This window comes from Piscinibacter defluvii (assembly GCF_004011805.1).
Taxonomy (GTDB): domain Bacteria; phylum Pseudomonadota; class Gammaproteobacteria; order Burkholderiales; family Burkholderiaceae_C; genus Piscinibacter; species Piscinibacter defluvii.
Window position 1 is genome coordinate 1 of the sequence record NZ_RCHJ01000020.1, and the last position, 12,695, is coordinate 12,695.

Annotated in this window: 10 protein-coding genes and 1 tRNA gene; 2 read left to right on the forward strand and 9 right to left on the reverse strand. The window is 73.2% G+C overall.

Annotated features, from left to right (window positions below):
* Positions 1–341, forward strand: a 341-nt coding sequence (locus D9C15_RS25320; protein ID WP_205854901.1) for a tyrosine-type recombinase/integrase, incomplete at its 5' end; no start/stop codon positions are given.
* Between the two features lie 15 nt (positions 342–356).
* Here the strand turns inward: D9C15_RS25320 and D9C15_RS25325 are convergent.
* The 5 genes from D9C15_RS25325 to hemC form a co-directional block, all read right to left on the reverse strand.
* A tRNA-Arg gene (locus D9C15_RS25325) sits at positions 357–433 on the reverse strand.
* Between the two features lie 39 nt (positions 434–472).
* The gene (locus D9C15_RS25330; RefSeq protein ID WP_128001360.1) at positions 473–1,720 is read right to left on the reverse strand and encodes a heme biosynthesis HemY N-terminal domain-containing protein; all 1,248 of its coding nucleotides are present in this window, start codon (positions 1,718–1,720) and stop codon (positions 473–475) included.
* 15 nt (positions 1,721–1,735) lie between these two features.
* Positions 1,736–2,839, reverse strand: coding sequence for a uroporphyrinogen-III C-methyltransferase (locus tag D9C15_RS25335; protein ID WP_240668599.1), 1,104 nt, complete (start codon positions 2,837–2,839; stop codon positions 1,736–1,738).
* Positions 2,836–3,624 (reverse strand): uroporphyrinogen-III synthase, encoded by a 789-nt coding sequence (locus tag D9C15_RS25340; RefSeq protein ID WP_128001362.1) that lies wholly within the window; start codon positions 3,622–3,624, stop codon positions 2,836–2,838. Before D9C15_RS25340 ends, D9C15_RS25335 begins: the two co-directional genes overlap by 4 nt.
* 8 nt (positions 3,625–3,632) lie before the next feature.
* On the reverse strand, positions 3,633–4,574 hold the full coding sequence (gene hemC, locus D9C15_RS25345) for a hydroxymethylbilane synthase (protein WP_128001364.1): 942 nt from the start codon (positions 4,572–4,574) through the stop codon (positions 3,633–3,635).
* A 153-nt stretch (positions 4,575–4,727) separates the two neighbouring features.
* Here hemC and ppc point away from each other — a divergent pair, with 153 nt between their 5' ends.
* Positions 4,728–7,517 carry a phosphoenolpyruvate carboxylase gene (gene ppc, locus D9C15_RS25350; protein ID WP_128001366.1) on the forward strand — a complete coding sequence of 930 codons (2,790 nt, stop codon included), beginning with the start codon at positions 4,728–4,730 and terminating at the stop codon, positions 7,515–7,517.
* Positions 7,518–7,524: 7 nt separating this feature from the next.
* Here ppc and glgX read toward each other — a convergent pair whose 3' ends face one another.
* The 4 genes from glgX to D9C15_RS25370 are packed head-to-tail and all read right to left on the reverse strand — an operon-like array spanning position 7,525 to position 12,634.
* Positions 7,525–9,597: a glycogen debranching protein GlgX gene (gene glgX, locus D9C15_RS25355; RefSeq protein WP_128001368.1), complete on the reverse strand. Its 2,073-nt coding sequence runs from the start codon at positions 9,595–9,597 to the stop codon at positions 7,525–7,527.
* A gap of 49 nt (positions 9,598–9,646) precedes the next feature.
* Positions 9,647–10,798, reverse strand: coding sequence for a hypothetical protein (locus D9C15_RS25360; RefSeq protein ID WP_128001370.1), 1,152 nt, complete (start codon positions 10,796–10,798; stop codon positions 9,647–9,649).
* A gap of 4 nt (positions 10,799–10,802) precedes the next feature.
* Positions 10,803–11,567, reverse strand: coding sequence for a LytR/AlgR family response regulator transcription factor (locus D9C15_RS25365; RefSeq protein ID WP_128001372.1), 765 nt, complete (start codon positions 11,565–11,567; stop codon positions 10,803–10,805).
* Positions 11,564–12,634, reverse strand: a complete 1,071-nt coding sequence (locus D9C15_RS25370) for a sensor histidine kinase (RefSeq protein ID WP_128001374.1) — start codon at positions 12,632–12,634, stop codon at positions 11,564–11,566. The genes D9C15_RS25365 and D9C15_RS25370 overlap by 4 nt, the downstream gene beginning before the upstream one ends.
* Positions 12,635–12,695 lie beyond the last annotated feature (61 nt).

Consider the following 12,695-nt stretch of genomic DNA (forward strand, 5'->3'; position numbering starts at 1 on the left):
GCGAGGCCGGCATGCCCGACCTGCACGTGCACGACCTGCGCCACACCGTGGGCATGCGCTTGCGGGAAGCGGGGGTGCCGGAGAGCACGGTGGCCGACATCCTCTGGCACAGCAACGCGTCGATGACGCGCCACTACAGCGTGGCGCAGATCGTCGAGTTGCACGCGGCGCTGGAGAAGATCAAGGAAGACACAGGCCGCTGGAACAAGAGCCTGGCGACTTTGCGGCGCGAGCATGAAGAGGCGAAGCGGGTGGCGTTGGAGGGCGAAAGTCACCCAAAGTCACCCAAAAGTCACCCAGCAAAGAAAAACGGGTTAGCCCTTGCGGAGCTAACCCGTTGATCTAGAACGATGTTCTGGTGCGGCTGGCAGGATTCGAACCCACGACCCCTTGGTTCGTAGCCAAGTACTCTATCCAACTGAGCTACAGCCGCGCGAGCCGCTCAGTATAGCAGCCTTCCGAAGCCGCTCCGTCAGTCCAGCGCGGCAGCGGATTCGTAGCAGCGCGCCGCCCGTTCGGTGTCACCTTCCTCGAGCGCGATGCGTGCCAGGCTGCGCCAGGCTCGCCGGCGGGCCGCGGCGGCGAGCGCGGCGTCGGCCGCGGCGTCCTCAAGCAGGCGGCGGGCCTTGCCCCACAGCTGGCGCTCGGCCAGGGCCATGCCGACGGCGTAGCTCAGCGCGGCCTCGCGCGGATAGGCCTGCGCCGCCGCCTCCAGGCGCGGCAGCCACTCCGGCCCGACGCCCGGCAGCACGCCGGCCAGCGCCAGCGCCACGGCAGCCCTTTCGTCCGCCGTGAGTTCGTCCAGCCGCTCCCAGAACGGGCGCAGCCAGCCGCGCGCCTCGTCGCCGGCGCCCAGCGCACCGGCCTGCGCGGCGGCCCGTGCCGCCACGAACGGGTCGCGCCGGTCCAGCGGGTCGAGCGCCTGCCAGACGCGGCGCAGCTGCTCGGCGTCACGCGCCCCGTCGAGCGATTCGAAGGCCAGCGAGCGCAGCAGGCCCTGCGCGGCGCCCTTCGAGAAACCCTGGTGCTTGGCCAGCAGGCGCGCGGTGCGCAACGCGTCCTGCGGCTGCCGGCCCAGGCGCGCGGCCTGCAGCTTCAGGCGCAGGGCATGCGTGCGCCGCGCCACGCCGGTGGGCAGTTCGCCGAGCAGCTCGAGCGCGCGCGGCGCATCGCGGTCGTCCAGCGCCCATTCGGCCGCCAGCAGGCGCGCGCCCTCGTCGGCCGGGCGCGTGCCGGTGCCGCGCCGGGCCAGCTCGAGTGCCCGCTCGAGCGCCTTGTCGCGCCCGCTGCGATCCTGCAGCCGGTGTGCGCTGCCGGCCGCGAGCAGGTGGCCAAGCACGGTGAACTCGTTGTCCTGCGACAGCTCGGGGGTGTCGGCCTGGATCGCCAGGGCCCGCTGCGCCGCCTTCTGCGCCCGGCTGTAGCGGCCTCCGAAGTACTGTGCCAGCGCCTCGCGCAGCGCGGCCTGCGCGGTACGGTCGCGCCGTGCCACGCGCCACTCGCGCGCGCGCCGCGGCAGGCCGACCAGCGCATGCAGGCCGTTGAACACCGTCACCAGCACCACGCAGGCGAGCGCCATCAGCAGCAGGAACAGGTTGAGCGACAGGTCGATGCGCCGGCCCGACCAGTAGAGGCTCACCAGGCCGTCGTTGCCGCCCAGCGTCGTGGCGGCCACCACCGCGACGGCGAAGAGCAGCACGAACCAGACGATGGAGCGCATGTCGGCGGTCAGCGGTCAGCGTCCGGCGGCGGCGGTGGTCAGCGCGGCGAGGGTGTCGTCCGGCCGCGGCAGCGTCACCTGGCGCGCCTGATGGCTCACCTGGCGCAGCAGCTCGCCGATGGAGGCGCTGCGGCGGGCGCTGCGGTCGAAGTAGCGGTCCACCATGGTCTGGGCCACGGCGAGGTCGGCCTGCACCGTGGCGTACTGGCGCGACAGCAGTGCGAGCCGTGCGTTGAGCAGGCGCAGCTTGAGGTTCTCGCGCAGGAAGAAGGCCTGCTCGGGAGCCAGCAGCACGGCATCCGGATGGTCGATGCGGGTCACGCGCACCAGCGAGCGCACCTCGTCCCAGAAGCGCTCGGCGAACCCGCTCCACGCCTCGGCCCAGCCCGGCGGCAGCGGCCAGGCCGGTGTCGCCGCCGAGGCCGCGGCACTGGCCGCCTTGGCCGCCGCCGGCGCCATGCGCGCGTCGCGGCGCTGCTCGGCATTGGCCAGCAGCGGCAGCTCGTCGACCAGGCGGATCGCCTCGTCGAGACGGATCGTCAGGGTCGAGATGTCGGTCGTGCCGACCGCCTTGACGCGGTCCAGGTCGCGCGCGATGGCGCGGCGCACGCCGTCCAGGCGCGGCTGGTTGTAGCGCGCCAGGCGTTCGTCGCTCTGGCGCAGCACCAGCACCAGCGGTTCGGCGCTGCCGGTGATCGCGCCCTGCTGCAGGGCCATGCGGATCGCCGCCTCGATGTCGACCAGCAGGTTCTCGTCGCGCGAGCGCGAGAGCGACTGGATCAGGTCTTCCAGCTGGGTGCGCTGCACGGCCACCTCGGCCACCCGGGCCTCGAGCAGCGCCACCTTGGCGGTGCTCGCGGCCACCGACTCCTGCGCTTGCCGCGCGAGCGTGCGCGCCTCGGTGGCCTGCGTGGCGCTGTCCTGCTGGCGCCGCACCAGTTCCTGCTCGAGGCTGGCCACGCGCTGCTCGGCGCGCCAGGCCATCACCGCGGCCGTGCCGGCTGCCAGCACGGCGATGCTGGCCAGCAGCGCCGGCCAGCGCGGCGCGCCGGAAGGCGCCGCCGGTGGTGCGGGGCGCGGCTGGTCGCGGGCGTCGGGGGCTGGCAGTTCGGCGGTCACGGCGGAAGCGAGGACGAACGTCGCTCGGAGGGGTCGATCGATTGTATGCAGGCCACCACCGCGTCCTGCTCGGGGCGGCAGGCGTGCACCGCGCCGAAGCCGCCCGCGCGCGCCCGCTCGGCGATGCGCGGGTGCGTGGCCACCGCGCAGGCGGTCGCGGCGCCGGCGCCGGGCGCGAGCGCCAGCAGCCGGTCGATGGCCTCGGAGCTGCTGAACAGCCACACATGGCGGGGCGGGTCGTGCAGCGCCGCGTCCAGGCGGGCGCGCTGTGCCGCATCGAGCAGGGGTGCAGCGCGCCGGTAGGCGGTGACGAAGCCGACCACCGCCCCGTGGGCCCGCAAGGTGTCGGCCAACCAGTCGCGCCCGCTTTCGCCGCGCACGATCAGCACCGCGGCGTCGCGCCAAGGGTGCTGCGCGAGCCGGGCCCAGAGCGCCTCGGAGTCGAACTGCGCCGCGTCACCGGCCGGCTCGACGATGGCCGCCGGCGGCACGCCCAGGCGCTTCAGCACCCGCGTCGTGCCCGGACCGGGCGAGCCGGCCAGCGTGCCGGCCGGCCAGGCCAGGCCCTCGGGGCGCAGCGCGAAGAACTGCTCCACCGCGTTCGGGCTGACGAACACCACCAGGCGCTGCGCGGCCAGCGCGCGCCACGCGGCGCGCACCGGCGCGGCATCCTCGGGGGGATCGATGCCGATCAGCGGCAGCGCCGCGGCGTCGATGCCGCGCGCACGCAGGGCCTGCACCCAGTCGTCCGCCTGGGCGGCCGGGCGGGTGACCAGCACGCGCATCGCGCCACTCAGGAAACGAGGTAGCCGGACACAGCCGGATCGGCCCGCAGCGCGGCGGCGGCCTCCGCGCCGAGGGCACGGGCGCTGTCGTCGTCGGCCACCGCGGCCTCGACGCGGCTGACGAGCAGCGGCGCGAGAGGCTGCTGCGGATGGCCCAGTCGGGCCTGCAGCACGAGCCGCTCGCCCTGCGGGCCGTCGTACCACTGCGCATGCACCGCCAGCGGCATGCTGCAGCTGCCGCCCAGTGCGCGCGAGACGGCGCGCTCGGCCTGCACGGCCAGCCAGGTCGGGCGGTGCGTCAGCGTGGCGAGCGCGGCGCGCAGCTCGTGCGCGTCGCTGCGCACCTCGATGCCGAGCGCACCCTGCCCGGCGCAGGGCAACATCGCCTCCGGTTCGAACAGGCTGCGGATGCGCTGCGCCAGGCCAAGCCGCTTCAGGCCCGCTGCCGCCAGCACGATGGCGTCGTACTGGCCTTCGTCGAGCTTGCGCAGCCGCGTGTCGAGGTTGCCGCGCAGCGGCTCGACCACCAGGTCGGGGCGGCGTGCACCGAGTTGCACCAGCCGCCGCAGGCTGGAGGTGCCCACCCTGGCGCCCTGCGGCAGCTGCTCGAGGCCCGCGTAGCGCGGCGAGACGAAGGCATCGCGCGGGTCCTCGCGCTCCAGCACGGTGGCCAGCTCGAAACCGGCCGGCAGGTCCATCGGCACGTCCTTGAGCGAATGCACCGCGAGGTGGGCGCGGCCGTCCTCCAACGCGGTCTCGAGCTCCTTGACGAACAGTCCCTTGCCGCCGACCTTGGAGAGCGCGCGGTCGAGGATCTGGTCGCCGCGGGTGGTCATGCCCAGCAGCTCGACACGCCAGCCGAAGCGCGCGGCCAGCAGGTCGCGCACATGCTCTGCCTGCCAGAGGGCGAGGCGGCTTTCGCGGGTGGCAATGATCACGGGCTGCTGCATCGCGCGATGCTAACAGGCGCATCTCTTGCAGAGCCTCGACAACGATTTGGGAACCGCTTCGTAACCACATGCCCGCGCAGCACCCCGATTTCACGAGGTGCCGCTGCTAGGATGCCGCTCCAGGTAACCGAGTTACATCGCCGAGGGACAACGATGCCAACCGTGTCGCGCCAGCGCGCCAACGACGCCGCCGAGAAGAACCGCCCGTTGATGGAGGACATCCGCCTGCTCGGGCGCATCCTCGGCGACACGATCCGCGAGCAGGAAGGCAAGGACGCCTACGAGCTGGTCGAGCGCGTGCGCAAGCTCTCGGTGGCCTACCGCCTGAAGAGCGACGCGCAGGCCGGCCGTGCGCTCGACCGGCTGCTCAAGAGCCTGTCGTCGGACCAGATGGTCAGCGTGATCCGCGCCTTCAGCTACTTCTCGCACCTGGCCAACATCGCGGAGGACCGCCACCACGTGCGCCGCCGCGAGGTGCACGAGAGCCGCGGCGACCTGCAGGAAGGCTCGCTCGGGATGGCCTTCGAGCGCCTCGCGCAGGCCGACATCCGCGCCAGCGAGATCGCACGCATGCTGCAGCACGCCTACATCAGCCCGGTGCTGACGGCCCACCCGACCGAGGTGCAGCGCAAGAGCATCCTGGACGCCGAGCGCGCGATCGCCGAGCTGGTGGAGCAGCGCGACGACCTGCGCACCGAGCGCGACCGCGCCGAGAACGAGGCGCTGATCCGCGCCCGTGTCACGCAGCTGTGGCAGACGCGCATGCTGCGCACCGCCAAGCTGACGGTGGCCGACGAGATCGAGAACGCGCTCTCCTACTACCAGAGCACCTTCCTGCGCCAGATCCCGAAGCTCTACCGCGAGGTCGAGCAGCTGCTGCACGGCCACGAGGTGGGCAACTTCTTCCGCATGGGCAACTGGATCGGCGGCGACCGCGACGGCAACCCCTTCGTCACCGAGGCCACGCTGCAGATGGCGCTGCGCCGCCAGGCCGAGACCGTGCTGCGCTTCTACCTGACCGAGGTGCACCTGCTGGGCAGCGAGCTGTCGATGTCGGCGCTGCTGGCGCCGGTCACGCCGGCCATGCAGGCGCTGGCCGAACGTTCGCCCGACACCAACGAGCACCGCCTCGACGAACCCTACCGGCGCGCGCTGACCGGCATCTATGCGCGCCTGGCCGCCACGCTGCACGACCTGACCGGCACCGAGGCGCTGCGCCACGCCGTCGCGCCGCAGGACCCGTACCTGGCCCCGGCCGAGTTCCTGGCCGACCTGCGCGTGATCGAGGCCTCGCTGCGCTCGCACCACGCGCACGCGCTGATCGGCCCGCGCCTGGCGCCGCTGATCCGTGCGGTGCAGGTGTTCGGCTTCCACCTCGCGACCGTCGACCTGCGCCAGAGCTCGGACAAGCACGAGGCCGTGGTGGCCGAACTGCTGAAGGTGGCCAAGATCGAGAAGGACTACGCCGCGCTGGCCGAGGACGACAAGCGCGCGCTGCTGGTGCGGCTGCTCAACGACGCGCGGCCGCTGCGCGTGCGCGCGGCGCAGTACAGCGAGCATGCGCAGGGCGAGCTGGCCATCTTCGAGACCGCGGGCCGCATGCTGCAGCGCTTCGGCCGCGATGCACTGCGCCACTACATCATCTCGCACACCGAGGACGTGTCGGACCTGCTCGAGGTGCTGGTGCTGATGAAGGAGACCGGGCTGGTGCGCGGCGAGCTGCATGAACATGCCGTGACCGACCTGATCGTCGTGCCGCTGTTCGAGACCATCGGCGACCTGCGCAATGCGGCGCCGATCATGCGCGCCTACTACGCGCTGCCCGGTGTCGCCGCGATGATGAAGGCCTCGGGCGCAGAGCAGGACATCATGCTCGGCTACAGCGACAGCAACAAGGACGGCGGCAGCTTCACGAGCAACTGGGAGCTCTACCGCGCGGAGATCGCGCTGGTCGAGCTGTTCGGCGAGCTCGGCCGCGAGCACGGCCTGACGCTGCGCCTGTTCCACGGCCGCGGCGGCACGGTGGGCCGCGGCGGCGGCCCCAGCTACCAGGCCATCCTGGCGCAGCCGCCGGGCACGGTGAACGGCCAGATCCGCCTGACCGAGCAGGGCGAGGTGATCGCCTCGAAGTACGCCCACCCCGAGATCGGCCGGCGCAACCTCGAGACGCTGGTGGCCGCCACGCTCGAGGCCACGCTGCTGCACCCGACCAAGAGCGCCCCGAAGGCCTTCATCGAGGCGGCCGACGCGATCAGCGAGGCCAGCTTCGCCGCCTACCGCAAGCTCGTGTACGAGACCCCGGGCTTCACCGACTTCTTCTTCAGCGCCACGCCGATCCGCGAGATCGCCGAGCTGAACATCGGCTCACGCCCGGCCTCGCGCAAGGCCACGCGCGCGATCGAGGACCTGCGAGCCATCCCCTGGAGCTTCAGCTGGGGCCAGTGCCGTGTCGCGCTGCCGGGCTGGTGCGGCTTCGGCTCGGCGATCGAGGCCTTCCTCGGCAAGGAGGCGAAGCAGCGCAAGGAGCGCCTCGCCCTGCTGCAGAAGATGCACAGGCAGTGGCCGTTCTTCCGCACGCTGCTGTCCAACCTCGACATGGTGCTGGCCAAGAGCGACCTGGGCATCGCCTCGCGCTACCTCGAGCTGGTCGAGGACAGGAAGCTGGGCCAGCGCATCTTCAAGCTGATCCAGGCCGAATGGCAGCGCGCCTACGACGCGGTGTCGCTTATCACCGGCGAGAAGACGCGCCTGGCATCGAATCCGACGCTGGCGCGCTCGATCGAGCACCGCTTCCCCTACCTCGACCCGCTGAACCACCTGCAGGTCGAGCTGATGCGCCGCTACCGTGCGAGCCGTGACGGCGACCCGGGCGTGGAGCGCGTCAAGCGCGGCATCCACATCTCGATCAACGGGGTGGCGGCGGGGTTGCGCAACACGGGTTGAGGCCGCCTCAGCGCAGCGGCGCGAACAGCACCACCACCGAGCGTGCCTCGACTCGGTGGTGCAGGCCGATCGCGCCTTCGGCCTGCGCCATGTCGACCAGGTCGTCGGGCGCCGGACGGGCGCTGTCGATGATGCGCAGCCAGCCGCTGCGGGCACGCGGCGGCAGGGTCGGCAGCTCGAAGTCCAGCGGCTCCCACCAGGCGTTCAGCGCGAAGTGCATCAGCAGGTCGCCCGACAGGCTGGAGGCGGTGACCGCCAGGCTGTGCGAATCGTGGCTGGTGTCCGGCGCGCCCAGCGTCACGCCGTGCAGCTGCACGTTGACACGCGCCACCAGCTCCGAGAGCGTCAGCCGATGGTCGTGCCGTACCGACTCGCGCAGGTTGCGGATGCGGATCAGCCCGCGCACGAATCGGTGCAGCTCGGCATGCCGCTCGAGCAGCGACCAGTCCAGCCACGACAGCTCGTTGTCCTGGCAGTAGGCGTTGTTGTTGCCCCGCTGCGAGCGCCCCATCTCGTCGCCCATCAGCAGCATCGGCGTGCCCAGCGAGAGCAGCGCGATGGCCAGCAGGTTCTTGGTCTGACGCCGCCGCAGCGCGTTCACGGCCGGGTCGTCGGTCGGGCCCTCGGTGCCGCAGTTCCAGCTGCGGTTGTCGTCGCTGCCGTCGCGGTTGCCCTCCCGGTTGGCCTCGTTGTGCTTGGTGTCGTAGCTCACCAGGTCGGCCAGCGTGAAGCCGTCGTGGCTGGTCACGAAGTTGATGCTCTGCGCCGGCTCGCGCGGGCGCGCGCCGTACAGGTCGGGGCTGCCGAGCAGGCGGTCGGCCAGCGCCGTCACGGTACCGGCGTCGCCGCGCACGAACGAACGCACGTCGTCGCGGAAACGCCCGTTCCACTCCTTCCAGCGCTCGCCGAAGAAGCGGCCCACCTGGTACAGCCCGGCGGCGTCCCAGGCCTCGGCGATCAGCTTGGTGCCGGCCAGCACCGGGTCGCTCTCGATGTCCCACAGCACCGGCGGGTTGGCCACCGGCTGGCCGTGCTCGTCGCGCGAGAGGATGGCCGCGAGGTCGAAGCGGAAGCCGTCGACGTGCATCACCTGCACCCAGTAGCGCAGGCTGTCCAGGATCAGCCGGCGCACCACCGCGTGGTTGCCGTTCAGCGTGTTGCCGCAACCGGAGTGGTTGGCATAGCGGCCGGCGCCTTCGAGCAGGTAGTAGCTGGCGTTGTCCAGGCCGCGCAGGCCGAAGGTCGGGCCGTGCTCGTCGCCCTCGGCGGTGTGGTTGAACACCACGTCGAGGATCACCTCCAGCCCGGCGCGGTGCAGTGCCTTGACCATGGCGCGGAACTCGTCGCGCGCCGCCTGCGCGCCCGGCTGCGAGGCGTAGCCCGCGTGCGGCGCGAAGAACGAGATCGGCGCGTAGCCCCAGTAGTTGCTGAGGCCCGGGGGCGCATCCTGCGGGTCGAACTGGAACACCGGCATCAGCTCGACCGCGGTGACGCCGAGGTCGCGCAGGTAGGGGATCTTGTCGATCAGGCCGGCATAGGTCCCGCGCCGCGACTCGGGCACGCCGGAGCTCGGGTGGCGCGTGAAGCCGCGCAGGTGCGTCTCGTAGATCACGGTCTGCGCGAACGGGCGGCGCAGCGGCAGGTCGCCCTCCCAGTCGAAGTCGTGGTCGTCGCAGACCACGCTCTTGCAGGCCTGCGCGTCGTTGCGCCCCGGCACGCAGGCGGCGGCGCGGCGCCAGTCGGCCGGCGTCGCCACGCCGCGCCCGTAGGGATCGAGCAGCACCTTGCCGGCGTCGAAGCGCAGCCCGCGCGCCGGGTCGAAGTCGCCATGCGCGCGGTAGGCGTAGAGCTGGCCGGGGCCGACGCCGCGCACGTAGGCATGCCAGTAGTCGCCGGTGCGGTGGCGCGGCGGCTCGAGGTCGATCACGCGCGCCGGCCGCGCCGCGTCGACGTCGTCGTACAGCAGCAGCTCGATGCGGCGTGCGGCACGCGAGTAGACGCTGAACTGCGTGCCCCCGGCATACGGGCGCGCGCCCAGCGGATGCGGGCGGCCGGGCAGCAGGTCGGCGCGGTGCAGCATGGGCCGATTGTCGGCCGCCTGCCGGCGCCCGGCCAGTACCCGGCAGGGTTCAGCGCGCCGAGCGCTGCATCGCCTGGCGCAGCGCGGCCAGCTGGCCGAGCCGGCCGACCTCGGCATAGAAGGCGTTCAGGCGCGCCAGCTCGCCGCAGTTGGCCAGCTCGGAGGCGTCGGCGCGGCGGCGCTCGAAGGCGAGCAGCGCGTCGGCCTCGTCGCGCAGCGCCTCCAGCCGATCCTCCGGCCAGCCAACGCGCTGGCCGATGTCGCGCGCCTGCAGCAGGTCCGGCACGGACTGGCCCTGGGTCGCCAGCATGTCGGCGATCGCATCGCACAGGCCGCTGCGCTCGGGGTCGGCCAGGGCGCTCGCGCTGCAGTGCAGGCGCAGCGGTTCGGTGACCAGCCAGTCGCCGCGCAGCGCCGCCACCAGGCGCGCCATCGCGAGCCGGTCCAGCTCGCCGGTGCCGGCCGGCGCCGCCGCCTGCACCAGGCCCTGCAGCGCCGCGCCGTGGGTCTCGAAGCGGCGCGCACGCGCCGCCTGGCGCAGCGCATCGAGCTGCACGGCCGGCTCCAGCCGCGTGTCACCCGACAGCGCCAGCCAGGCCGCGCCGTTGTCAGCCTCGATCTGCACCCAGGCCTGCGGCGTCAGCGACTGGCAGGCGCTGCTGGCCGGGCCCGCGCCGCGGCAGGCGCGCAGCGCATAGGCCTGCACCTGCGCATCGCGCGAGCTGGTGGCGAGCGTGGCGAGGCGGTCGCGCTGGGCGGCGGCATCGCCCCCCTGCGCGAGCAACCAGCCGGCGGCGCGCGTGCGCTCGTCACCGCTGGCCTGCATCGCGGCCAGCCAGCGCGCGCCGCTGTCGCGGCTGCGGCGCTGCAGCGCGGTCTCGCTGACGTCCTCGGGCGTGATGTCCTCGTCGGGCGCGGCCCGGGCGGCACACACCTCGGCACGCGCTGGCGCCACCGGGCGGGCCGGCGCCGGCAGCGCGGAGGCGGCCGGCGCGACATAGGCCACGCGGCGCGGCGCCGAGGCGGGCGTGGCCGAGGCCGCCAGGCGCGGCGCCACCGCCACCACCACCTCCTGGGCCGACCACAGCTCGCGCTGCCAGCTGATCAGCAGCGCGACCAGCACCGTGGCGACGGCGACCACCCCCAGCACCAGGCGCCACTGCACGCCCGGCGTGTCGAACCAGATGCGCCCCGGCCGCACGCGCTCAGGCCCCCGCGGCGACGAGCGCCTCGCGCACCGCGCTGACCTGGCGGCGCGAGACGGCGAGCCATTCGTCGACCGGCGCCACGCGCACGGCCCAGACCTCGCCGCCCTCCTCCTCGCCCTCGCCGGCCATCGCGCGGCGCTCGAGCGCACGCACCGCGCCGCGGGCCACCAGCGCGTTGCGGTGCACACGCAGGAACCGATCGCCCAGGCGGCCTTCGAGCTCGGCGAGCGATTCGTCGAGCACATGGTGGTGTTGCGCGGTGCGCAGCGTCACGTACTTCAGCTCGGCCTTCAGGTACAGCACCTCGGCCACCGGGATGCGCAGCACGCGCCCGCGGTCGCTGACCACCAGCACCGGCCCCTCGTCGGCCGGCGCCGGCGGCGGCCGCAGGGTGCGCCGCTGGGCGACCTTCTGCAGCGCGATCTGCAGCCGGTCGCGCTTGACCGGCTTGGTGAGGTAGTCGACCGCATCGAGGTCGAAGGCGCGCAGCGCATGCTCGGCGTGCGCGGTGACGAACACCACCGCGGGCGCCTCGGGCTGGCGGCGCAGCCGCGCGGCCAGCTGCATGCCGTCCAGCCCCGGCATGTGGATGTCCAGCAGCAGCAGGTCGCAGGGCTGGCGGGCCAGGAACTCGAGCGTCCGCTCGGCGTTGTCGGCCTCGCCGACCACCTGCGCCTTCGGGTCGGCGCAGTCGTTCACGAGGCCGCGCAGACGCAGCCGGGCGAGTTCCTCGTCGTCGACGATCAGGACCTGCAGCGTCATAGCGGGACGACGAGCTGGACGCGGAACACGCCGTCCTCCTGGCGCGTCTCGAGCTGGCCGGCCACGTCGTGCATCAGGCGCAGCCGCTCGCGCACGTTCTTCAGCGCCAGGCCACTGCCCGGGCGCGAGGGCGCCGGGCCGACGCTGTTGGCGATGGTCACCAGCACGCGGCCGAGCTTGACGCGTGTGCGCACACGGATCGTGCCGCCGCGGTCGCTCGGCTCCACGCCGTGGCGCACCGCGTTCTCCACCAGCGGCTGCAGGATCAGCGGCGGCACGCGTGCCGCGCCCGCCTCGGGGTCGAGCTCCCAGCTCACCTGCAGGCGCGTGCCGAAGCGGATCTGCTCGATCGCGAGGTAACGCTGTGCGAGCGCGACCTCCTCGTCGAGCGTGACCGCCTCGCCGATGTCGGTCAGCGCCACGCGGAACAGCTCGGCCAGGTCCTCCAGCACCTCCTCGGCACGCGCCGGGTCGACCCGCACCAGCGCCAGCGCGGTGTTCAGCGTGTTGAACAGGAAATGCGGACGGATGCGCGACTGCAGCTCCGCCAGCCGCGCCGCGGTGTCGGCCGGCAGCGCAGCGCGGGCACGCAGGTGCAGCCAGGCGTGCATGGCGCAGGCCAGCGCGGCGCCGGCCAGCGCCGGGGCGAGCAGCGGATTGGGGCCGAGCAGGTCGAGCCCGAGCGGCAGCACGAGCGCCGCCGGTGCCAGCGCCGCAGCGGCCCCGAGCGCGCCGGTGGCGATCCATTGCCAGGCCGGCGCGAGCCCGGCCAGCTGGCGCTTGAGCAGGCAGGTGGCGGCCAGCCACAGCAGCACACCGGGCAGCGCCACCGCCGAGACGGCCGCGGCCCGCGCCAGCCAGGCGAGCGGGTCGGCCGCGCTGAACAGCAGCACCAGGCCGCAGGTGCCCTCGACGAACAGCAGCGCCCGCAGCACCACGCCGACATGGCACACGTCGAAGGCCGACGGAGGCGGCGCCGGCGCCCCGGCGGCGGCCATGCCGTCCAGCAAGGTCGTGCCGAAGCCGGTGCTGCGCGGCTCGGGCAGGGCGCCGGGGGAGACGGTCATGACGGGGGTCGGTCGATAGAATGGCCGGTTACGCCGCGCATTCTCCCTTCTTCCGCACGCC